The 24,536-nt window shown below is 36.5% G+C and carries 21 protein-coding genes and 1 rRNA gene; all 22 read left to right on the plus strand.

Annotation, left to right across the window (positions count from 1 at the left end; all coding sequences use genetic code 11):
• Nucleotides 1-2: 2 nt before the first annotated feature.
• Nucleotides 3-383: a RidA family protein gene (locus tag CD127_RS00485; RefSeq protein WP_103365372.1), complete on the plus strand. Its 381-nt coding sequence runs from the start codon at nucleotides 3-5 to the stop codon at nucleotides 381-383.
• Between the two features lie 66 nt (nucleotides 384-449).
• Complete coding sequence (gene spoVG, locus CD127_RS00490; protein WP_103298613.1) at nucleotides 450-752, plus strand: septation regulator SpoVG; 303 nt, start codon at nucleotides 450-452, stop codon at nucleotides 750-752.
• Nucleotides 753-979: 227 nt separating this feature from the next.
• Nucleotides 980-2,335 carry a bifunctional UDP-N-acetylglucosamine diphosphorylase/glucosamine-1-phosphate N-acetyltransferase GlmU gene (glmU, locus tag CD127_RS00495; protein ID WP_103365373.1) on the plus strand — a complete coding sequence of 452 codons (1,356 nt, stop codon included), beginning with the start codon at nucleotides 980-982 and terminating at the stop codon, nucleotides 2,333-2,335.
• A 111-nt stretch (nucleotides 2,336-2,446) separates the two neighbouring features.
• Nucleotides 2,447-3,412 (plus strand): ribose-phosphate diphosphokinase, encoded by a 966-nt coding sequence (locus tag CD127_RS00500; protein ID WP_103298615.1) that lies wholly within the window; start codon nucleotides 2,447-2,449, stop codon nucleotides 3,410-3,412.
• A 216-nt stretch (nucleotides 3,413-3,628) separates the two neighbouring features.
• The gene (locus CD127_RS00505) at nucleotides 3,629-4,291 is read left to right on the plus strand and encodes a 50S ribosomal protein L25/general stress protein Ctc (protein WP_103298616.1); all 663 of its coding nucleotides are present in this window, start codon (nucleotides 3,629-3,631) and stop codon (nucleotides 4,289-4,291) included.
• A 762-nt stretch (nucleotides 4,292-5,053) separates the two neighbouring features.
• A complete protein-coding gene (gene pth, locus CD127_RS00510; protein WP_103365374.1) occupies nucleotides 5,054-5,626 on the plus strand; it encodes an aminoacyl-tRNA hydrolase in 573 nt (190 codons plus the stop codon).
• A complete protein-coding gene (gene mfd / locus CD127_RS00515) occupies nucleotides 5,623-9,132 on the plus strand; it encodes a transcription-repair coupling factor (RefSeq protein ID WP_103365375.1) in 3,510 nt (1,169 codons plus the stop codon). The genes pth and mfd overlap by 4 nt, the downstream gene beginning before the upstream one ends.
• On the plus strand, nucleotides 9,122-10,753 hold the full coding sequence (locus CD127_RS00520) for a polysaccharide biosynthesis protein (RefSeq protein ID WP_103365382.1): 1,632 nt from the start codon (nucleotides 9,122-9,124) through the stop codon (nucleotides 10,751-10,753). Before mfd ends, CD127_RS00520 begins: the two co-directional genes overlap by 11 nt.
• Nucleotides 10,750-11,940 (plus strand): MazG nucleotide pyrophosphohydrolase domain-containing protein, encoded by a 1,191-nt coding sequence (locus tag CD127_RS00525; RefSeq protein ID WP_103365376.1) that lies wholly within the window; start codon nucleotides 10,750-10,752, stop codon nucleotides 11,938-11,940. The genes CD127_RS00520 and CD127_RS00525 overlap by 4 nt, the downstream gene beginning before the upstream one ends.
• The gene (locus CD127_RS00530) at nucleotides 11,937-12,212 is read left to right on the plus strand and encodes an RNA-binding S4 domain-containing protein (RefSeq protein ID WP_103298342.1); all 276 of its coding nucleotides are present in this window, start codon (nucleotides 11,937-11,939) and stop codon (nucleotides 12,210-12,212) included. The genes CD127_RS00525 and CD127_RS00530 overlap by 4 nt, the downstream gene beginning before the upstream one ends.
• 20 nt (nucleotides 12,213-12,232) lie before the next feature.
• The gene (gene divIC / locus CD127_RS00535; protein WP_103298341.1) at nucleotides 12,233-12,628 is read left to right on the plus strand and encodes a cell division protein DivIC; all 396 of its coding nucleotides are present in this window, start codon (nucleotides 12,233-12,235) and stop codon (nucleotides 12,626-12,628) included.
• Nucleotides 12,629-12,762: 134 nt separating this feature from the next.
• Nucleotides 12,763-13,164 carry a S1 domain-containing RNA-binding protein gene (locus tag CD127_RS00540; RefSeq protein WP_103298340.1) on the plus strand — a complete coding sequence of 134 codons (402 nt, stop codon included), beginning with the start codon at nucleotides 12,763-12,765 and terminating at the stop codon, nucleotides 13,162-13,164.
• A 225-nt stretch (nucleotides 13,165-13,389) separates the two neighbouring features.
• A complete protein-coding gene (gene tilS, locus CD127_RS00545; RefSeq protein ID WP_103365377.1) occupies nucleotides 13,390-14,682 on the plus strand; it encodes a tRNA lysidine(34) synthetase TilS in 1,293 nt (430 codons plus the stop codon).
• Nucleotides 14,683-14,685: 3 nt separating this feature from the next.
• The gene (hpt, locus tag CD127_RS00550; protein WP_103365378.1) at nucleotides 14,686-15,225 is read left to right on the plus strand and encodes a hypoxanthine phosphoribosyltransferase; all 540 of its coding nucleotides are present in this window, start codon (nucleotides 14,686-14,688) and stop codon (nucleotides 15,223-15,225) included.
• A 550-nt stretch (nucleotides 15,226-15,775) separates the two neighbouring features.
• Nucleotides 15,776-17,950 carry an ATP-dependent zinc metalloprotease FtsH gene (ftsH, locus tag CD127_RS00555; protein WP_103298337.1) on the plus strand — a complete coding sequence of 725 codons (2,175 nt, stop codon included), beginning with the start codon at nucleotides 15,776-15,778 and terminating at the stop codon, nucleotides 17,948-17,950.
• Between the two features lie 237 nt (nucleotides 17,951-18,187).
• On the plus strand, nucleotides 18,188-19,069 hold the full coding sequence (hslO, locus tag CD127_RS00560; RefSeq protein WP_103298336.1) for an Hsp33 family molecular chaperone HslO: 882 nt from the start codon (nucleotides 18,188-18,190) through the stop codon (nucleotides 19,067-19,069).
• Nucleotides 19,070-19,343: 274 nt separating this feature from the next.
• Complete coding sequence (gene cysK, locus CD127_RS00565) at nucleotides 19,344-20,276, plus strand: cysteine synthase A (RefSeq protein ID WP_103365379.1); 933 nt, start codon at nucleotides 19,344-19,346, stop codon at nucleotides 20,274-20,276.
• A gap of 219 nt (nucleotides 20,277-20,495) precedes the next feature.
• Nucleotides 20,496-21,299 (plus strand): dihydropteroate synthase, encoded by an 804-nt coding sequence (gene folP, locus CD127_RS00570; protein ID WP_103365380.1) that lies wholly within the window; start codon nucleotides 20,496-20,498, stop codon nucleotides 21,297-21,299.
• A complete protein-coding gene (gene folB / locus CD127_RS00575; RefSeq protein WP_103298333.1) occupies nucleotides 21,277-21,642 on the plus strand; it encodes a dihydroneopterin aldolase in 366 nt (121 codons plus the stop codon). Before folP ends, folB begins: the two co-directional genes overlap by 23 nt.
• Nucleotides 21,643-22,122 (plus strand): 2-amino-4-hydroxy-6-hydroxymethyldihydropteridine diphosphokinase, encoded by a 480-nt coding sequence (gene folK, locus CD127_RS00580; protein WP_103298332.1) that lies wholly within the window; start codon nucleotides 21,643-21,645, stop codon nucleotides 22,120-22,122.
• A gap of 275 nt (nucleotides 22,123-22,397) precedes the next feature.
• A complete protein-coding gene (gene lysS / locus CD127_RS00585; RefSeq protein WP_103365381.1) occupies nucleotides 22,398-23,888 on the plus strand; it encodes a lysine--tRNA ligase in 1,491 nt (496 codons plus the stop codon).
• A 555-nt stretch (nucleotides 23,889-24,443) separates the two neighbouring features.
• Nucleotides 24,444-24,536, plus strand: a 5S ribosomal RNA gene (gene rrf, locus CD127_RS00590); the annotation flags it as partial.

Below are 24,536 nucleotides of genomic sequence, written 5' to 3' on the forward strand. Positions count from 1 at the left end.
GCATGAAAACAATTAATACAAATAAAGCACCGGAAGCTTTAGGACCATATTCACATGCAATGGTTGTGAACAATTTAGTATTTACATCAGGACAAATCCCATTAGATGCTGAAGGGAATATTGTTAGCGATGATGTAAAAGAACAAACAAAACAAGTACTTGAGAACTTATCTGTTGTACTTGAAGAAGCAGGTTCAGATTTAGAATCTGTAGTAAAAGCAACTATCTTTATTTCTGACATGAATGAATTTCAACAAATAAACGAAGTTTATGGAAGTTATTTCAGTGAACATCAACCAGCACGTAGTTGTGTTGAAGTTGCACGCTTACCAAAAGACGTTAAAGTTGAAATTGAAGTAGTAGCTAAAGTTAAAGGATTATAATTTTCTTAATTAAAAAATTGTCAAGCTTCTAACCAATCAAAGATATATACTAGGGGGGCTCACTGCATGAAAGTGACAGATGTTAGACTTAGAAAAATACAAACAGATGGCAGAATGAAAGCACTTGTTTCAATTACACTTGATGAAGCGTTTGTAATCCATGATTTACGCGTAATTGAAGGTAACTCAGGTCTTTTCGTTGCTATGCCAAGTAAACGTACACCAGATGGTGAATTCCGTGATATCGCGCATCCAATCAACTCTGATATGAGACAAGAGATTCAAGATGCCGTTATGAAAGTATATGACGAAACAGATGAAGTGATTCCTGATAAAAATGCTTCATCAGAAGAATCAGACGAAGCTTAATCAAATATATAAATTTTCTACAGGTTCAGCGCATGTTTTGTTGAACCTGTTTTTTTATGACAAGATTAGCGAAAACAAAGAGGTTTCAGAGATGGAAACGAAAGTTAAGAATATGAAAAATTCTTTTTTATTAAATCAGGTTTCTGGCTGTCTCCTATATTGAAACTCGAAGTTGAGTTAAATTATAATAACTATGAAGTGTAAAATTTATTGGAGGGTTACCATTCATGCAAAGAAATGCGGTAATATTAGCAGCTGGCAAAGGCACAAGAATGAAATCAAAACAATATAAAGTGCTACATAAAGTTGCTGGCAAATCAATGATTGACCATGTACTAACAAACGTAAAACGTGCAGGGGTAGATGAAATTGTTACGATTGTAGGTCATGGTGCAGATCAAGTGAAAGAAACATTAGGCGATCAATCGTTATATAGTTATCAAGAAGAACAACTAGGAACAGCACATGCGGTTAAAATGGCACAAGAACACTTAGAAAATAAAGAAGGCACAACGCTAGTTGTATGTGGTGACACGCCTTTAATTACAGCTGAAACACTAAATAAATTAATTGAACATCATAAACAAGCTAAAGCGCAAGCAACGGTATTATCTGCTACGGCTCAAATTCCATTTGGCTATGGTCGTATTGTTCGCGATGATAATAATCAACTTAGCCGTATCGTAGAAGAAAAAGATGCGACAGAAGAAGAAAAGCGTTTAACTGAAATTAGTTCAGGAATTTTTGCATTTGATAATAAAGTTTTATTTGAAAAACTTGCTCAAGTTAAAAATGATAATGCCCAAGGTGAATATTACTTGCCAGATGTGATTGCCTTAATTTTAGAGGATAAAGGTATCGCAGAAGTTTATCATACGGATGACTTCAACGAAATTATGGGTGTTAATGATCGCGTAATGTTAAGCAATGCAGAAAAAGCATTACAACAACGCATTAACATTCAACATATGCAAAATGGGGTAACAATTATCGATCCTACGACTACATTTATTGGTCCAGATGTTGAAATTGGTATGGATACAATTATCGAACCCGGCGTGCGCATCAATGGCACAACTAAAATCGGTGAAGAAACAGTGATTGGCCAATACTCAGAAATCAATAATAGTCAGATTGGTTCACATGTTGATATTAAACAATCTGTTATTAATGATTCAGTCGTTGGTGATAAAACAAAAGTAGGGCCATTTGCTCAATTACGTCCAGGCTCAAATTTAGGCAATGAAGTTAAAGTAGGTAATTTCGTAGAAGTGAAAAAAGCAGAACTTAAAGATGGCGCGAAAGTATCTCACTTAAGTTATATTGGTGATGCAGAAATCGGTGAACGTACGAACATTGGTTGTGGTTCTATTACTGTTAACTACGATGGTGTTAACAAATTTAAAACAATTGTTGGCAAAGATGCATTTATCGGATGTAATACAAACTTAGTGGCCCCAGTAACTGTCGGTGATGGTTCTTTAATTGCAGCTGGTTCTACTATTACGGACGATATTCCACAAGACAGCTTAGCACTTGCTCGTGCGCGTCAAGTCACTAAAGAAGGCTATGTTAAAAAATAGTTTTTTAATAATATAAAGAACTTCTTTTTTTAGTTTTTTTGTTGAACATAGTAAAAGTTATTGATTTTTTATATAATAAGAGTGTCTAAGTAAAAAATTGGAGGACTATAAATGTTAAATAATGAATACAAAAATTCATCTTTAAAGATTTTCTCTTTAAAAGGGAATGAACCGTTAGCACAAGAAGTTGCTGATCGAGTAGGGATTGAATTAGGTAAATGTTCTGTAAAACGCTTCAGTGATGGTGAAATTCAAATTAATATCGAAGAAAGTATTCGTGGTTGTGATGTCTTCATTATTCAACCAACATCATACCCTGTTAATTTACACCTAATGGAATTATTAATTATGATTGATGCTTGTAAACGTGCATCTGCAGCGAATATTAATATTGTAGTTCCTTATTATGGTTATGCACGTCAAGATAGAAAAGCACGTAGCCGTGAACCTATTACAGCGAAATTAGTAGCTAACTTAATTGAAACAGCTGGTGCAAACCGTATGATCGCATTAGATTTACATGCGCCTCAAATTCAAGGATTCTTTGATATTCCTATCGACCACTTAATGGGCGTACCAATCATTGGTCAACATTTTGAAAATGACCCTAACATTGACCCAGAAGAATGCGTAGTTGTTTCACCTGACCATGGTGGTGTAACACGTGCACGTAAATTAGCTGACATTTTAAAAACTCCGATTGCTATTATTGATAAACGTCGTCCAAAACCAAACGTAGCTGAAGTCATGAATATTGTTGGTGATATTCAAGGACGTACAGCAATTATTATTGACGACATTATTGATACAGCAGGTACAATCACATTAGCTGCCCAAGCACTTAAAGATAAAGGTGCTAAAGAAGTTTATGCATGTTGTACACACCCTGTTTTATCAGGTCCTGCTAAAGAGCGTATCGAAAATTCAGCAATTAAAGAATTAATCGTGACTAACTCAATCTTACTTGACGATAGTCGCAAACCAGCAAATACAAAAGAATTATCTGTAGCTGGATTATTAGCACAAGCAATTATTCGCGTATATGAAAGAGAATCAGTGAGTGTATTATTTGACTAAAATTTACAAATGCGTTTGACTTCTCATTTCCAACCGTGTATAATACATTCGTTCGTGGTTTTACGAACTAATAAACACTTGCAAGCAACTATTAAGTTGATGGGTAAGTGAGGATAAGTTTAGACATTTCATTAATATATGAGAACATCGCATATTGACAGGTGTTGTCAGATAATAGTACGTGTCAAAACTTTAATATGAAAGGTGGAAATACGAATGGCTGCATTAAAGTCAATCATCCGTCAAGGTAAACAAACTCGTTCTGACCTTAAAAAATTACGTAACACAGGTAAAGTACCTGCAGTAGTTTATGGTTATGGTACTAAAAATACTTCAGTTAAAGTTGATGAAGTTGAATTCATCAAAGTTATTCGTGAAGTTGGACGTAATGGTGTAATTGATTTAGGCGTAGGTTCTAAAACAATTAAAGTAATGGTATCAGATTATCAATTTGATCCACTTAAAAACCAAATTACACACATCGACTTCTTAGCAATCAACATGACTGAAGAACGTACTGTTGAAGTACCAGTTCACTTAGTAGGTGAAGCTGCTGGCGCTAAAGAAGGCGGCGTAGTTGAACAACCATTATTCGACTTAGAAGTTACAGCTACTCCAGAAAACATTCCTGAAGCAATCGAAGTAGACATCACTGAATTACAAATCAATGATAGCTACTCAGTTGCTGATATTAAAGTATCTGGTGACTTCACTATCGAAAACGATCCTGAAGAATCTGTAGTAACAGTAGTACCTCCAACTGACGAACCAAGTGAAGAGGAAATCGAAGCTATGGAAGGTGAAGCTGCAACTGAAGAACCAGAAGTTGCTGGCGAAGATAGCGAAGAAGAAAAAGAAGAAAATAAAGACGAAGAATAATTCGTTGCAAACTGTCGACAAAGTTTCTGACTTTGTGGGCAGTTTTTTTATTCTCATGGGCTGGGTTGTAAAGAAATTCTTAGATGAACATTTACTCATTTTTGTTGCGACGCTTTCTTGCGGGAAAGGCTTAAGCCTGTAGTCTTGTAAAGCAGTTCTTAAATGGATTGACATTACACTTAAGTTGAGACGCTTGCCTAGGGGGCTGGGTCGAGCCTTGGTCTCGACACTCATCCTGCTCCCTCAGGCGTCGCTCAACTACGTTCCATTATCCATTTTAGAACTACTTACCTAAGTGCTATAGCACTTAGGTTCATTAATAATTAGCATAGGAGTCTTCACAACTACACTTCGTAATCTACCTTAGAACTACTTACTTAAGTGGGCGAACACTTAAGTTCAACATAGTACTGGTCCTTCGAGAGTCAGTTATAAATTTTTCCAGAGACGAAGAATAGTTCGTCAGATTCTCTTTTTTAAATATAGAATAATTCAACAAAATGATAAATGGTTTTTAAGGATCTAGAATAAAAGATAATATTTTAAAGCTACAACTCAAATTTATAGTAGTGAACTGAGTGGAGGAGACGATTATATCAAGCTCATCTCCGCTCTACTCATCCTTGCGGGGGTGGAACAATGAATTCTGTTCCGCTCCTTTTTTGTGTTATGATAGGGAATGTTATAGAATAATGATTAATCAATATGACGGACATCTGAACTGGTGAAAACGTCTATTAAAACACATTGGAGGTTGCACGTATGAAATGTATTGTGGGTCTTGGAAATATAGGTAAACGTTTCGAACTAACAAGACACAATATCGGCTTTGAAGTGATTGATTATCTTTTAGAGAAACATCACTTTTCATTAGATAAACAAAAGTTTAAAGGCGCTTATACGATTGAACGCCTTAATGGCGATAAAGTCCTATTTATCGAACCGATGACAATGATGAATTTGTCAGGTGAAGCGGTAGGACCATTAATGGATTACTATAATGTTGATGTAGAAGATTTAATCGTCCTTTATGATGATTTAGATTTATCTCAAGGTCACATCCGTTTACGTCAAAAAGGAAGTGCTGGCGGTCATAACGGTATGAAATCTATTATTAAACATCTTGGTACCGATCAATTTAAACGTATTCGTATTGGTGTGGGGAGACCAACGAATGGTATGTCAGTTCCGGATTATGTATTACAGAAATTTTCAAAAGATGAAATGATAATAATGGAGAAAGTGATTGAACATGCTGCAGAAGCAGTAGAGTCATTTATTGAAAGTTCACGCTTCGACCATGTTATGAATGAATATAATGGAGAAGTCAATTGAGAACCATCATTTCAGATTATATACAGAAAGATAAACGATTCCAGGAACTCGACCAAGTCTTCGGCCAAGAGAATATTCTTGTAACTGGCCTCTCTCCCTCGGCAAAAGCGACGATTATTGCTGAAAAGTATCTCAGCGATCAACGCCAAATGTTATTAATCACAAATAATTTATATCAAGCAGATAAGTTAGAAACAGACATCTTACAATATGTAGACAGTTCAGAAGTTTATAAATATCCCGTTCAAGATATTATGACGGAAGAATTCTCAACGCAAAGCCCTCAACTTATGAGTGAACGTGTGCGCACGTTAACTGCCTTAGCTCATAATGAGAAAGGGTTATTTATCGTTCCATTAAATGGCTTGAAAAAATGGCTCACGCCTGTAGAGATGTGGAAAGACCATCAAATCACGCTTAATGTTGGTGATGATATTGATGTTGATGGTTTATTAAATAAATTAGTAAACATGGGTTATCGTCGTGAAAGCGTCGTGTCGCATATTGGTGAATTCTCTCTACGTGGGGGCATCATCGATATCTATCCATTGATAGGACAACCGGTCAGAATTGAATTATTCGACACAGAAGTAGATTCAATTCGTGATTTTGACGTCGAAACACAGCGTTCCAATGACAATATTGAAAGCGTAGATATCACAACTGCGAGCGATTACGTGATTACTGATGAAGTCATTCAGCATCTTCAAAAGGAATTGCAAGCAGCTTATGAACATACACGCCCTAAAATCGACAAATCAGTTCGTAATGATTTGAAAGAAACGTACGAAAGTTTCAAATTATTTGAAGCCACATTTTTCGATCATCAATTATTGCGTCGTCTTGTGGCGTTTATGTATGAGAAGCCATCGACGCTTATTGATTATTTTGAAAAGGATGCCATCATTGTAGCCGACGAATATAATCGTATTAAAGAAACTGAGAAGACGTTAACAACTGAAGTCGATGATTTTATTCAGAATCTAATTGAAAGTGGTAATGGATTTATCGGTCAATCATTCATGCAATATGACGGATTTGAAACGTTAATTGGACATTATCCGGTAACTTATTTCACATTATTTACGTCTTCAATGCCAGTAAAATTACAGCACATAATTAAGTTTTCATGTAAACCAGTACAGCAATTTTATGGTCAATACGACATCATGCGTTCTGAATTCCAACGTTATGTGCACAATGATTATACGATTGTTGTGCTTGTTGAAACAGAAACGAAAGTGGACCGTATTCAGTCAATGTTAAATGAAATGCATATTCCGACCGTGACAAATATTCATAGCGAAGTTCAAAGTGGCCAAGCTATCGTGACAGAAGGTAGTTTATCTGAAGGTTATGAACTACCGTATATGCAATTGGTCGTAATTACTGAGCGAGAGCTTTTCAAAACAAAACAGAAAAAACAACGTAAACGTACGAAAACGATGTCGAACGCTGAGAAAATTAAATCTTACCAAGATTTAAATGTAGGCGACTATATCGTTCACGTACATCATGGTGTGGGACGTTATTTAGGCGTTGAAACGCTTGAAGTAGGAGACGTTCACCGCGACTATATTAAATTGCAATATAAAGGTACGGACCAACTGTTTGTACCTGTCGATCAAATGGACCAAGTCCAAAAATATGTCGCTTCTGAAGATAAATCACCGCGTCTTAATAAATTAGGTGGCTCTGAATGGAAGAAGACGAAAGCGAAAGTTCAACAAAGTGTTGAAGACATTGCAGATGAACTCATCGCACTTTATAAAGAACGTGAAATGTCTGTCGGTTATCAGTATGGCGAAGATACGGCGGAACAAACCGCGTTTGAAATGGATTTCCCTTACGAACTTACACCAGACCAAGCGAAATCAATTGAAGAAATTAAAGGTGATATGGAACGTGAACGTCCTATGGATCGCTTACTTTGTGGTGACGTAGGTTACGGTAAAACAGAAGTGGCCGTACGTGCAGCCTTTAAAGCGGTGATGGAAGGGAAACAAGTGGCATTCTTAGTGCCAACAACAATTTTAGCGCAACAACATTATGAAACATTAATTGAGCGTATGCAGGATTTTCCAGTTCAAATTGAACTTATTAGTCGCTTCCGTTCTGCAAAAGAAGTTAAAGAAACGAAAGAAGGATTGAAATCTGGTTACGTTGACATTGTCGTCGGCACTCACAAATTATTAAGTAAAGATATTCAATATAAAGACTTAGGTTTATTAATCGTCGATGAAGAACAACGTTTCGGTGTACGCCATAAAGAACGTATTAAAACATTAAAAACGAACGTCGATGTATTAACACTTACAGCGACACCAATTCCTAGAACATTGCATATGAGTATGTTAGGGGTACGTGATTTATCTGTTATTGAAACACCACCAGAGAACCGCTTCCCAGTCCAAACTTACGTACTTGAACAAAATAGTAATTTTATTAAAGAAGCTTTAGAACGTGAATTATCACGTGATGGCCAAGTGTTCTATCTTTATAACAAAGTACAATCGATTTATGAGAAACGTGAACAACTTCAAATGTTAATGCCAGAAGCTAACATTGCGGTCGCACATGGTCAAATGACTGAGCGTGACCTTGAAGAAACAATGTTAAGTTTCATCAATGGGGAATACGACATCTTAGTGACTACAACCATCATTGAAACAGGTGTAGACGTACCAAACGCTAATACATTAATTATTGAAGAAGCGGATCGCTTTGGTTTAAGTCAGCTGTATCAATTACGTGGACGCGTAGGTCGTTCAAGTCGTATAGGTTATGCTTATTTCTTACATTCAGCGAATAAAGTCTTAACTGAAACTGCCGAAGAACGTCTACAAGCAATTAAAGAATTTACTGAATTAGGTTCAGGCTTTAAGATTGCCATGCGTGACTTAAATATCCGTGGTGCAGGTAACTTATTAGGTAAACAACAACATGGCTTCATCGATTCAGTCGGTTTCGACTTGTACTCACAAATGCTTGAAGAAGCGGTTAATGAAAAACGTGGCATTAAAGAAGAAGCGCCTGATGCTCCAGAAGTAGAAATGGAATTACACCTTGATGCTTACTTACCGGCGCAATATATTCAAAATGAACAAGCTAAAATTGAAATTTATAAAAAGCTACGTAAAGTAGAAACAGAGGAACAACTTTTCGATATCAAAGACGAATTAATTGATCGTTTCAACGATTATCCAGTAGAAGTAGAACGCCTATTAGAAATGGTAGAAATTAAAATCCATGCCTTACATGCAGGTGTGACGCTGATCAAAGATAAAGGCAAACAAATTGAAGTCTTCTTGTCAGCGAAAGGCACAGAACAAATCAATGGCGAAGAACTATTTAAACAAACGCAACCTTTAGGACGCGCAATGAAACTTGGTGTAAAAGAAGGTAAAATGCACGTCACTTTAACGAAATCAAAACAATGGCTCGAGAATCTGAAATTCTTAGTTAAATGCTTAGAAGGAAGCATGGTTATTGAACATGAACTCTAAACACCCATCAAGACAAGCACCACCATCATCGACATCCAAAGAAACATCAACTAATCAGACATCAACGAATCCAGCATCATCGAAAGGTTCATCTCAACAACATGCTGCTTTCAATGGCGTCGTCGTACTAACCTTAGCGCTCATCATCGTGAAAGTCTTAAGCGCCATTTATCGCGTCCCATATCAAAACGTGCTTGGCGACACAGGCCTCTACGCCTATCAACAGATTTATCCAATCGTCGCATTAGGCATGATCCTGTCGATGAACGCCATCCCAAGCGCCGTCACACAAACATTAGATAGCAACGGGCAGGCCTCTGCCTTTTCCAGAGTGCTCATCGGATTCCAACTAATAGGATTGGCCATCTTCGCCATCATCCTAGTCCTAGCCCATCCCATCGCAATACTCATGGGCGATCCACACCTAGCACCCATGCTGAGAATGGCAAGCCTAAGCTACCTCTTCATCGGCGTACTCGGCGTATTTCGCGGCTACTACCAAAGCAGACAACGCATGCACATACCTGCCATTTCCCAGGTAATAGAACAATTCATCCGCGTCGGCATCATCATCGTTGCCATCACACTATTCATGTTGAAACACTGGACTATATACCAAGCCGGCACACTCGCCATCCTAGCCTCAGCACTAGGATTCCTAGGATCAAGCCTATATTTAATGTTCACTAAGCCTTTCCCTTTGAAAAGGCAGAACCCAACAGCCCACATCCCGTGGAAACAACTACTAATAGCAACCGTCATATTCGCCTTAAGTCAGCTATTAGTCATCATGTGGCAATTTATAGATAGCTTCACAGTCGTTCATACCTTACAGTCATTTGGACTTCAATTCAAACAAGCTATCATGCAAAAGGGCATATACGATCGAGGCGCCTCTTTCATTCAAATGGGGCTCATCGTCACAACGACATTTAGCTTTGTACTCATTCCATTGTTAACACAAGCAATTGAAGACCATAATAAAGTACAAATGAATCGCTACGCCAACGCCTCACTGAAGATTACAATTTTAATCAGTGCGGCTTCAGGCGTCGGATTGATTAATCTATTACCGATTATGAACCAGGTCTTCTTTAAAACGGATAGTTTAAGTTTCACATTAGGTTTTTATATGTTAACCGTAATATGCGTGTCGCTTATCATGATGGATATTGCTTTACTGCAAGTATTTAATCGTATTCGCCCAATAATAACTGGCGTTATAATAGGGTTGGTCTCTAAAACCATTCTGAACATCGTACTTATCCATCATTTCGGTATTGCAGGCGCAAGTGTAAGCACCGTTCTTTCACTTGTCTTGTTTGTCATCGTGTTACACATTGAAGTTATGAAACATTATCGTTTTAATCGCATGCGTTATTTTATATTAAAGACACTATTCGCCTTAGCTATTATGTCGCTTGTAGTGCAATGTGTGATGTATATCATGCCACCCGTGGGACGTTTAGGCGGACTCGTAGAACTGCTGATTGTAGCCGTTATTGGCGTCGGTGTTTTACTCGTCTTAGTTATGCTGATGAACATTTTAGGATATAAAGAACTTAAACATTTACCATTTGGAGATAAACTTTATCACATGAAGAAAGGAAGACGTTCATGACACACACAATTACTATTGTTGGTTTAGGAAACTATGATATAGATGATTTACCGCTTGGTATCTATCGTTTCCTTAAAGAACAGCAACACATTTATGCACGTACGCTTGATCATCCGGTAATTGCTAGCTTACAGAACGAATTAACATTTGAAAGTTTCGACAGCATTTATGAGAATAACGATGATTTCGCGTCAGTGTATCAACAAATTGTAGATACATTGATTGAGAAAGCAGAAACTGGTGATATCGTATATGCAGTGCCAGGCCATCCTCGCGTAGCCGAAACGACAACGGCTAAGTTGCTTGAATATAGCGCAACTCATGACGATGTAGACGTTAAAGTATTAGGTGGCAAAAGCTTTATTGATGATGTATTTGCTGCCATTGATGAAGATCCTAACGATGGTTTCACTTTATTAGATGGGACTGCTTTATCTGAAAATGTGTTAAACATTCGCACGCATACACTTATCACACAAGTATATAGTGCTATGGTTGCCGCGGATATTAAAATCACATTAATGGAACGCTATCCAGATGATATGTTAGTCAAAGTCGTGACTGGCGCTCATAGTACAGGCGCTAATGTAGTAGAAGTCCCATTGTTCGAGTTAGACCGTGACGAAGACATTTTCAATAATTTAACGAGTGTCTTTGTCCCTAAAGTAACGAACGATGAAGCGATGTACCAAGACTTCGATTTCGCAGTTCAGACAATCGACCGCTTAGTAGACGACGAGAATGGTTGTCCATGGGATCGCGTTCAAACGCATGAGTCGTTAAAACGTTATTTAATTGAAGAAAGTTTCGAACTCTTTGAAGCCATAGACAATGAAGACGATTGGCATATGATTGAAGAACTTGGTGATATTCTATTACAAGTGTTATTACATGCCAGCATTGGCAAAAAAGAAGGCTACATGGATATTAAAGAAATCATTGAAAGCTTAAATGCGAAGATGATACGTCGTCATCCACATATTTTCGGAGAGGAAGAAGCGGAATCTATCGATGACTTAAAAGATATTTGGGCGACAGCGAAAAGTAAAGAAGGCAAAACACCTCGCGTAAAATTTGAGAAAGTATTTGCAGACCATTTCATGTCATTGTATGATAAAACAAAAAATAAGGATTTTGATGAAGAAACCCTTAGAAATTTCTTACAACAAGGGGAGCGTAATTCATGAGATTAGATAAATATTTAAAAGTATCACGACTAGTAAAACGTCGTACATTAGCAAAAGAAATCAGTGACCAAGGTCGTATCACTGTGAATGGCAACGTAGCCAAAGCAGGTACAGACGTAAAAGTAGAAGACGAATTAGTGATTCGTTTCGGTCAAAAACGCGTTACTGTGAAAGTTACAGGTTTAAGCGAACATGCATCAAAAGAAAATGCTAAAGGTATGTATGACCTAATTAAAGAAGAACGTATTAACAATGAATTCAATGAAGAATAGATTGAAGGAGGTGGCAAGCTATGAGTAATAAGGTAGAAAATATTGGTAACCAGTATACCTCTGAAAGAAATCGTAAGAAAAAGCGTCAACAAAAAAAGATGCGCGTGGTACGCCGTCGTATCACAGTCTTTGGAGGCTTGCTGTTAGCTATTATCATTATTCTATCTATCATGCTTGTCGTCCAAAAGCACAGTAATGATCAAGCAGCCGTTGAACGTAAACATAAAGAAGAACAATTCCAAAAGAAACAAGATGAAGAACTAGCATTAAAAGAAGAACTCAATAATCTAAATGATAAAGATTATATAGAAAAAATCGCAAGAGATGATTATTACTTGAGTAATAAAGGCGAAGTCATATTTAAATTGCCAAATGATAAGAAATCATCAGATTCTCAATCCTCCGATAGCAACTAGATAATTGGAAGATAGTTAGAAAATAGCGATGGTTATCTTGTACAAAATAATCATTTTATAGCATTGTGAAAATATTAAAACAGGAATATAATAAGGTTAAAATCGAATCAAAATCGGGAGGATTTATTTAGAATATGTCAATCGAAGTAGGAAATAAGCTAAAAGGTAAAGTTACTGGTATCAAAAAATTTGGTGCGTTCGTAGAGTTACCTGAAGGGAAAAGCGGCTTAGTTCATATCAGTGAAGTAGCTGATAACTATGTTGAGAATGTAGAAGACCATTTATCAGTTGGAGACGAAGTTGAAGTAAAAGTTTTATCAATTGCTGAAGACGGTAAAATCAGTCTTTCAATTAAAAAAGCGAAAGATCGTCCACGCAGACCACATCATAAATCTCATCAAAACAAATCACCTCAACAAAAAGGTGAAGATTTTGAAAAGAAATTAAGTAACTTCTTGAAAGATAGTGAAGATAAATTAACTTCAATCAAACGCCAAACTGAATCAAGACGCGGCGGTAAAGGTTCAAGACGTTAATTTGAATATACTCTAGAGGTCAAAGTTAAACTATAACTAGGGACGGGCATGCATGCTCTATGAAATGTATAGTTTATATGCGCAACAGGTAATCGACTTCTGGTACTTATTATCTGTGCGGGGGTGGGGCCATGAATTCTATAGTTAGAATTCAGTCCCACTCCTTTTTTGATAATAACACCCACCAGATGCGAAGATAGAAGAAAGAAGTAGGAGGGCGACAAAGTGGAAGTGAACACATCACTATGGGATGAAAAAGATCATATTGTCATCGCAGTATCTACTGGTATAGATAGTATGTGTCTTTTACATCGCTTACTGCATGAGCTTTCTCATACTTATGCGCGTATCTCATGTTTACATATTAACCACGGCTTAAGAGAAGCCTCACAACAAGAAGAAGTATTTATTCGTGACTTTTGTGCGCAACATAATGTGCCTTGTTACGTAAAGCGTTTAGATTTATCTGGATTAGTGCAACAAGGTAAAAGTATTCAAGCAGATGCTAGGCAACAACGATATGCATGGTTTGATAAGATGATGCAACAACTTGAAGCGGATGCTTTGTTAACTGCCCATCATTTAAATGATCAACTAGAAACGATTTTTTATCGTGTATTTACTGGAAGGTCGACGCGTAGTTCACTTGGCATGGATAACGTGTCTTGGCGCGCACATTATAAATTATGTCGACCATTATTAAATACGTATAAAGCTGATATTCGTAGCTACCAACAATCGCATCAGGTTCCTTACTATGAAGATGCTTCAAATAGTGACAATAAATACGCACGCAATGATATTCGCAATCGACTTTTGCCTTCTATTGATGACAATGCAGACCTCGATACAGCTCAATTATTAAAATTAAAAGCATGGCATGATATACAATTACAACATACACGCCAACGCGTGAATGAATTTATTCAACAAGAAGTTGCAATCAACACAGACCGCACACATATGCAATTTTCACGAGAGGCTTTCAATCAACTGGATAATATAACTAAAATGGTATTACTGGATCAATTGTTTGAGTCTATCCATTTGTGGAATTCATTTTCAGAAAAAAATTATGAAGAGTGGTTTGAACAAATTAGCAGTCGAGTAGCACAAATTGAGATTACTCTTTCTGAAACATGGATAATTCAAATTGCTTATGATAAATTTATAATAATGGCTAAAAAAGAAGCACCTGTACTCAAAGAGCAAGTGGTGACACAACCTGGAACTTACCGTTTCGGAGACTATGTCATCACCATTCATGCGCATAACGCTTGCTGGGAAGGGCCTTTAACGATTCGCACACGTCGAAACGGAGATAAAGTTAAGATGAACGGACGTGAAGGTCATAAAAAGGTGAGTCGCTTGTTCATTGATAATAAAGTGAGTAACGATGAACGTGCACAAATGCCATTGATTGAAGACCAACAACATACTATTATTGCTGTGGGCCATTTATATATAAAATCAAATTATAAGGATAATATAGAGATTAAAAAAATTGGAGATGAATGATAAATGAAGGACGATTTAAAAAGCATTTTATTAACAGAAGAAGATATTCAAACGATTTGTAAAGAATTAGGTGAGCAAATCACTCGCGACTATAAAGATAAACCACTTGTATGTGTAGGTATCTTAAAAGGTTCTGTAATGTTTATGGCAGACTTAATCAAACGTATTGATACGCATTTAGCGATTGATTTCATGGATGTTTCAAGTTATCACGGCGGTACAGAATCTACTGGAGAAGTTCAAATCTTAAAAGACTTAGGTTCTTCTATTGAGAATAAAGACGTGTTAATTATTGAAGATATTTTAGAAACTGGTACAACTTTAAAATCAATTACTGAATTACTTCAATCACGTAAAGTTAATTCTTTAGAAATCGTAACATTATTAGATAAACCAAACCGTCGTAAAGCGGATATCGAAGCGAAATATGTAGGTAAGAAAATTCCTGACGAATTCGTTGTAGGTTACGGTTTAGACTACGCAGAACACTATCGTAACTTACCATACATCGGAACATTAAAACCTGAAATTTACAGCAAATAATTAAAGGTTTTTGAACTAATAAAAAAGTCTGTGACATGAGACTTTTTGCTCTGGGAAACTCTAAATAGAACTTAGAAACTAATTGTTTCTAAGTAAGTAAAACTAGTTATTAAAATAACTGTTTTGCTTTAGCTTCCCAAAAGCAGGATTTTTGGTAGCGGGGCCCCAACACAGAGAATTTCCTTAAGAAATTCTACAAGCAAAGCAAGTTGGGGACTCACGACTCGACAAAATTTGAAAAACAATTTTTCTCATCGTTCGGTTCTGCTCAAATCCTAAGCGCTTTTGTCCAGACCTTGTTTAACTATACTTAATTTATAATTTAGTGTAGACTTCATTTTATATTAATTATTTTTACTCTGAAAAGTATGGGATGGTTATGAAAAATTTGATTTCTTTTTTCAAAAAGAAACGGTTCGAAGGTAGAAATAATGATATTGGGAAATTGAAAAATAGAAAAGTGCTACAAAAGTTGAAATGCTAGCCTTCAAGAGAAGTGTTGTGTTACAATTTTTGTTAGCTTTATTATAGAAATAGGAGGAAATGACGCATGCAGAAAGCTTTTCGCAATGTGCTAGTTATCGCAATTATTGGCGTTATTCTATTCGGCGTCTTCTCATATATAAATGGGAATGGCACTCAACCGAAACAACTTTCCTATTCACAATTTGTAGAAAAATTGGATAAAGGTGATCTTAAATCCTTACAAATCCAACCTGAGCAAAATGTGTACTTGGTAAGTGGTAAAACGAAAAATGATGAAGATTATTCTTCAACGATTTTATACAATAACGATAAAGACTTACAGAAAATTACAGATGAAGCACGCAGTCAAAAAGGACTAGATTTTAAAGTTAAAGAAGAAGAAAAACAAAGTGTATTTGTCAGCATGTTGACTACACTCATTCCAGTATTAGTAATTGCTTTATTATTTATCTTCTTCCTTAGCCAAGCACAAGGTGGCGGCGGTGGCGGTCGTATGATGAACTTTGGTAAATCTAAAGCGAAAATGTACGACAACCAAAAACGTCGTGTTCGTTTCACTGATGTTGCTGGGGCAGATGAAGAAAAGCAAGAATTAATCGAGATTGTTGACTTCTTAAAAGATAATAAGAAATTCAAACAAATGGGTTCAAGAATACCTAAAGGTGTTTTATTAGTGGGCCCTCCAGGTACAGGTAAAACATTATTAGCACGTGCCGTTGCAGGTGAAGCTGGCGCCCCATTCTTCTCAATCAGTGGTTCTGATTTCGTTGAAATGTTCGTCGGTGTAGGTGCGAGCCGTGTACGTGATTTATTCGAAAATGCTAAGAAAAATGCACCATGTATCATTTTCATCGATGAAATTGATGCTGTTGGTCGTCAACGTGGTGCTGGTGTTGGTGGCGGACACGATGAACGTGAACAAACACTTAACCAATTATTAGTTGAAATGGATGGTTTCGGTGAAAATGAAGGAATTATCATGATTGCTGCAACTAACCGTCCTGATATCTTAGACCCTGCGTTATTACGTCCAGGTCGTTTCGACAGACAAATTCAAGTTGGTCGCCCAGATGTAAAAGGTCGTGAAGCGATTTTACATGTACATGCTAAGAATAAACCACTTGATGAAACAGTAGATTTAAAAGCTATTTCTCAAAGAACACCAGGATTCTCAGGTGCCGATTTAGAGAACTTATTAAACGAAGCGTCATTAATCGCAGCACGTGAAGGTAAAAACAAAATTGATATGCGTGATATTGAAGAAGCTACAGATCGCGTTATTGCAGGTCCAGCGAAGAAATCACGTGTTATCTCTGATAAAGAGCGTAACATTGTAGCACACCACGAAGCTGGTCACACAGTTATTGGTATGGTACTTGATGAAGCAGAAGTCGTGCATAAAGTAACTATCGTACCTCGTGGTCAAGCTGGTGGTTATGCGATGATGTTACCTAAACAAGATCGTTTCTTAATGACAGAACCAGAATTATTAGATAAGATTTGTGGATTATTAGGTGGACGTGTATCTGAAGATATTAACTTCCATGAAGTATCTACAGGTGCTTCTAATGACTTTGAACGTGCCACTCAAATTGCGCGCTCAATGGTTACTGAATATGGTATGAGTGAAAAACTTGGACCATTACAATTCTCATCAAGCGGTGGCGGACAAGTATTCTTAGGTAAAGATATGCAAGGTGAACCTAACTACTCTGGTCAAATCGCTTATGAAATTGATAAAGAAGTACAACGTATCATTAAAGAACAATATGAACGTTGTAAACGCATCTTATTAGAACATGAAGAGCAATTAAAACTTATTGCTAAGACATTATTAACTGAAGAAACATTAGTAGCTGAACAAATTCGTTCATTATTCTACGATGGTGTATTACCTGAAGTTGATTACGATGCTGCTCGCGTTGTTAAAGATGATGACGATTCAGAATTCAGTCAAGGTAAATACGGTAAATCTTATGACGACATTCGCAAAGAACAATTAGACGAAGGTCATGAAAAAGAAGAGGAAGACCGTGAAGAACGCCGTGACATTAATAACGAACGTAGACATCGTCAACGTGAAGGTAGACCATATCATGATGAACAGGATCGCTTACGTGATGGTTCTCATGAGGATCGTCATTCAGGTTCTCGCAGAGATTCAGACGATGAGGATGATACAGGCTACGAACAATCACCAAATATTGACAAGCCTTATAATCCAAACGATCCTAAATAGATAAATACTATCTTTGAAGATTAAAATCTCTTTCACTGAGGTACATGCCTTAGTTGAAAGAGATTTTTTAATACGTTATATATAGCGTCTCGAGTGATGGGCGTAAAGCAAGTTACTTCATATTCTTATTAAACAAGTGTAGAATAAGTGTCCTTAAAGATAACAAATTATTAGGTTTTTAATTTTCCAAAAAATAAGTAATATAAAAATATAAACTGCAATAAAGGAGATAAATAAATGACACATGATTATATAGTAAAATCATTAGCTTTCGATGGAGAAATTCGTGCTTATGCTGCTTTAACTACTGAATCTGTCCAAGAAGGTCAAACACGTCATTACACATGGCCAACAGCATCAGCTGCAATGGGCAGAACAATGACAGCCACTTTATTAATGGGGGCAATGTTAAAAGGCGATCAAAAATTAACAGTCACAGTAGATGGTAAAGGACCAATTGGACGTATTATTGCTGACGCCGATGCGCAAGGTAATGTACGTGCATACGTTGATCATCCTCAAACACATTTCCCACTTAATGCACAAGGTAAATTAGATGTGAGACGTGCAGTTGGAACAGATGGTTCAATTCAAGTTGTTAAAGATGTAGGCATGAAAGACTACTTCTCAGGGGCTAGCCCAATTGTATCTGGTGAATTAGGTGAAGATTTCACATATTACTTTGCTACAAGTGAACAAACACCATCATCAGTAGGATTAGGTGTATTAGTTAATCCAGATAATTCAATCAAAGCAGCAGGCGGATTTATCATTCAAGTAATGCCTGGTGCGAAAGATGAAACCGTTACTAAATTAGAAGAAGCAATTAATAACATGCAACCTGTATCTAAATTAATTGAACAAGGTTTAACGCCAGAAGGTATCTTAAATGAAATTCTTGGAGAAGATAATGTTCAAATCTTAGAAACAATGGATGCGCAATTTGAATGTAACTGTAGCCACGAAAAATTCTTAAACGCAATTAAAGGATTAGGTGAAGCAGAAGTTCAAAGCATGATTGAAGAAGACCACGGTGCTGAAGCGATTTGTCACTTCTGTGGTAATAAATATCAATACTCTGAAGGTGAATTAGAAGAGTTGCTTGCTACTATGAAATAGGTGATTCGGGAAATTATATGTGCAGACTGTAGAGTGTAGGTAAACTATCGCAGTCTGTATATTTTAATTAATTTTTCGACGAGCAAACTCTGCACAATCTTCTGTGTTTATTAAAATGGGTTTGTGGGAAAGTTATCATATATAAGAAAAAAGTAACTTTATTAGTCATGTAAAAATAATTATCTTTGTCTTTTTAGAAAATTCTGATAGAATATAACTATATCCGATAGAAAAACTAAGTTTTAAATTAGAATGTTAAAGGAGCGTTTTTTCAATGGCACAAAAACCAGTAGATAATATTACACAAATCATTGGCAATACACCGGTAGTAAAATTAAGAAACGTAGTAGACGAAGATGCAGCAGATGTTTATGTAAAATTAGAATATCAAAATCCAGGCGGTTCAGTAAAAGACCGTATCGCATTAGCTATGATCGAAAAAGCTGAAAAAGAAGGCAAAATTAAACCTGGCGATACAATCGTAGAACCTACAAGTGGTAACACTGGTATTGGATTAGCTTTCGTATGTGCTGCTAAAGGTTATAAAGCAGTATTCACAATGCCTGAAACAATGAGTTCAGAACGTCGTAACTTATTAAAAGCTTACGGTGCTGAATTAGTATTAACACCAGGATCAGAAGCTATGAAAGGTGCTATTAAAAAAGCCAAAGAATTAAAAGAAGAACATGGTTACTTTGAACCACAACAATTCGAAAACCCAGCTAACCCAGAAGTACATGCATTAACAACTAGCCCAGAACTTGTTGAACAATTCGAAGGTAAAGAAATCGATGCCTTCTTAGCAGGTGTAGGTACAGGCGGTACATTATCTGGCGTAGGTAAAGTATTAAAAGAAAAATATCCTAACATCGAAATCGTTGCAATCGAACCAGAAGCTTCACCAGTATTAAGCGGTGGCGAACCTGGTCCACATAAATTACAAGGTTTAGGTGCAGGTTTCGTACCAGACACATTAAACACAGACATTTATGAAAGCATCATTAAAGTTGGCAACGATACTGCAATGGAAATGGCACGTCGCGTCGCTAAAGAAGAAGGTATCTTAGCAGGTATTTCTTCAGGCGCAGCAATCTATGCAGCTATCCAAAAAGCTAAAGAATTAGGTAAAGGTAAAACAGTCGTAACTGTATTACCAAGTAACGGTGAACGTTACCTATCAACTCCATTATATTCATTCGACGACTAATTAAACGTCGGTATTCATACGCTAGTGAAGCTTCATTGCTTTGCTAGCTTTTTTATTTTTTGAAAAGGCACTGCAATAAACGCACATATTCTAAACTAATTCTATAATTACGAACACTGCAATGTTCCTCAAATGAGTGTATCATTAAAAGTGAGTAAAAAATTGAAATGTAGCTGTAGAGTTACGTTTTCATTTTCAAAATAGCGAAGGGTGACAATAATGACGAAAACAAAAATTATGGGCATCTTAAATGTGACGCCTGACTCATTCTCTGATGGAGGAAAATACAACTCAGTCGAAAACGCCGTGGCACGTGCCAAAGAAATGATTGAAGAAGGCGTAGATATTATAGATGTTGGGGGCGTATCTACAAGACCAGGCTACACTGAAGTGCCATTAGAAGAAGAATTGGAACGTGTCGTACCTGTTGTAGAAAAATTAGTGCCATTAGGTGTACAAATATCGGTTGATACGTATCGTAGTGAAGTAGCCGAAGCTTGCTTGAAACTTGGTGCAACTATGATTAATGACCAATGGGCAGGATTATACGATCCTAAAATTATAGATAAAGTCGCTGAATATGATGCAGAAATTGTATTAATGCATAATGGAGATGGTCATCGTGATCAACCTGTAGTAGAAGAAATGTTGTTATCTTTAATGACTCAAGCAAATAAAGCTGAAATGGCTGGTATCCCGCAACATAAAATTTGGTTAGACCCAGGTATTGGTTTCGCGAAAACGCGTGAAGAAGAAAATGAAGTCATGGCGCGATTAGACGAGCTAGTAGCGACAGAGTATCCAATTTTATTAGCGACAAGCCGTAAACGTTTTATAAAAGAAATGATAGGTACAGAAACGAAAGCCCTAGAACGTGATGAAGCCACAGCTGCTACTACGGCCTATGGTATAATGAAAGGCGTTAAAGCCGTACGCGTACATAATGTTCAATTAAATGCACGTTTAGGCCAAAGTATGGACTTCTTAAAGGAGAATGAAGATGAACGACATAATCTTTCTTAAAGGTATGCGTTTTTACGGATATCACGGTGCACTTTCTGCAGAGAATGAAATTGGACAAATCTTCGTAGTCGATGTGACATTGAAAGTAGACTTAGCTGAAGCGGGTCAATCAGATGATGTCACTGATACAGTGCACTATGGCGAAGTATTCGAAGATGTGAAAGAGATTGTGGAAGGACCACCTTGCAATTTAATTGAGCATCTAGCTGAACGTATTGCAAAACGTATAAATTCACACTATAATCGTGTAATGGAAACGAAAGTCAGAATCACTAAAGAGAATCCACCTATACCAGGGCATTATGATGGTGTAGGCATAGAGATAGTGAGGGAGAATCGTTAAATGGTACAAGCATATTTAGGTTTAGGAAGTAATATTGGAGATAGAGAACAACAATTACAAGAAGCCATTCGACTGCTTGATAGTACAGAAGGTATCGAGGTGGTTCAAACTTCCCCAATCTATGAAACCGCACCAGTCGGCTATACGGATCAACCTAATTTTCTAAATTTATGCATAGAAATCAACACAGAATTAAAGCCTCAAGCACTTCTAAAACATTGTTTAGAAACGGAGCAACATTTGCATAGAGTTAGAGAAATTCGTTGGGGCCCTAGAACGCTAGATGTAGACATCTTACTATATGGCGACGAAGTAGTCGAAGAAGAGGATTTAAGCATTCCGCATCCTCGCATGAATGAACGTGCCTTTGTATTAATACCTTTAAATGATATAGCCTCAAATAAAGTGGAACCTCGTTCTAATCAAACTATCGGCGAGCTAGTTATGGCAGACGATACCGTTAAGAAGTATAAAGATTAAGAGGTTATTATTTGAAAAGGCTCCGGGTAAGGATAAAGGAGAAAATGCTTTATTACCTTTCCATCGTTTAGTAGAATTAAAAGGTGAAAATGGTGAAATGAAAATGCTTCAACATGCATCTTAGTACCTCAAACGTGCAAAGTTAACAGTCAAGCATAAGAAACATTAAACCAGGCTAATACTGAACAAAAATGATAGATATCTTGCTTGTAAAACTTCCAAAATGAATAAATGGAATGACTTGTAAGAATAACGAAGCTAAAGGAGAGAAAGTTATGTCAGAAGAAATGAATGACCAAATGCAGGTCCGTCGTCAAAAACTACAAGAATTAATCGATTTAGGAATCGATCCATTTGGTAAACGTTTTGAACGTACGGCGACAGCTAGTGAATTAAAAGAACAATGGGATCAATTCTCTAAAGAAGAGTTACATGATAAAGAAGACGACAGCCATGTTTCAATCGCTGGTCGCTTAATGACAAAACGTGGTAAAGGTAAAGCTGGATTTGCACACGTTCAAGATTTATCAGGCCAAATCCAAATTTATGTACGTAAAGACCAAATTGGAGAAGAAGACTTCGATAATCTTTGGAAAAGTGCTGACTTAGGCGACATCGTTGGTATTGAAGGTGTAATGTTCAAAACAAATACAGGCGAATTATCAGTTAAAGCTAAATCATTTACATTATTATCAAAAGCTTTAAGACCATTACCTGATAAATTCCATGGTTTACAAGATATTGAACAAAGATATCGTCAACGCTATTTAGACTTAATTACAAACGAAGAAAGCACACGTACATTTATCAACCGTAGTAAAATCATTCAAGAAATGAGAAACTACTTAAATCAAAGAGGTTACCTAGAAGTTGAAACACCAATGATGCATCAAATCGCTGGTGGTGCTGCTGCACGTCCTTTCGTTACACACCATAATGCATTAGATGCTACATTATACATGCGTATCGCGATTGAATTACACTTAAAACGTTTAATCGTAGGTGGACTTGAAAAAGTTTACGAAATTGGTCGTGTGTTCCGTAATGAAGGTGTATCAACACGTCATAACCCAGAATTTACAATGATCGAATTATATGAAGCATACGCTGACTATCACGATATCATGGATTTAACCGAATCAATGGTTAGACATATCGCACAAGAAGTCTTAGGTTCAGCAAAAGTTCAATATAATGGTGAAGAAATCGATTTAGAATCTGCTTGGACACGTTTACACATTGTAGATGCTGTTAAAGAAGCGACAGGTGTAGACTTCTATCAAGTTAAATCTGATGATGAAGCTAAAGCTTTAGCTAAAGAACATGGTATTGAAATTACAGAGAACATGAAATACGGTCATATCTTAAATGAATTCTTCGAACAAAAAGTAGAAGAAACATTAATTCAACCAACATTTATTTATGGTCACCCAATTGAAATCTCTCCATTAGCTAAGAAAAATCCTGAGGATCCAAGATTTACTGACCGTTTCGAATTATTCATCGTAGGTAGAGAGCATGCAAATGCATTTACTGAGTTAAATGATCCTATCGATCAACGTCAACGTTTCGAAGCTCAACTTGTTGAAAAAGAACAAGGTAATGACGAAGCACATGAAATGGATGAAGACTACATTGAAGCATTAGAATATGGTATGCCTCCAACAGGTGGACTAGGTATCGGTATTGACCGTCTAGTTATGTTATTAACAGACTCACCATCTATCAGAGACGTATTATTATTCCCATACATGAGACAAAAATAATAAATAGCAAATTATTTAGGCGCTATCTACCTGAGTGTAGATAGCGTTTTTTGTATTTAGAGGAATATGTATTTAGAGGAATATGTATTTAGAGGAATATGTATTTAGAGGAATATGTATTTAGAGGAATATGTATTTAGAAGGGGTTTGTATGCATAAGTTAATAATGATAAGCTTTGTTGAGAAATTGAAAAGATATTAATAAAACGTTAAAGAAGTATTAAAACAGACTAAAATTCAATAATAATAGCAAAAGTAAAAAAGAGTGAAAAATTCATTAGAAATTTATTGAAAAAAGAGTAGTCACAGAGCCAATGATGTGCTAATATATTATGAGTGTTCTCGAAAAAGAACAAACTAATTAGTGATTTCAAAAACTAATTAAAAAATTAAAAAAAGTATTTGACATTATCATTTAAATGTTATATGATATAAAAGTCGTCAAAAACGAAAGTTAATTTTGTAAAACGCTTGTAAAAGAAATTTTAACAAAGTGTAAAATTGGCTATTGAAAGTTAAAATAATCGATAGTATAATTGATTGAGTAAGTTATTGTCTGGTGACAATGGCAAGGAGGTCACACCTGTTCCCATGCCGAACACAGAAGTTAAGCTCCTTAGCGCCGATGGTAGTTGGATTTACGTTCCG

The organism is Staphylococcus petrasii, assembly GCF_002902565.1.
GTDB lineage: Bacteria > Bacillota > Bacilli > Staphylococcales > Staphylococcaceae > Staphylococcus > Staphylococcus petrasii.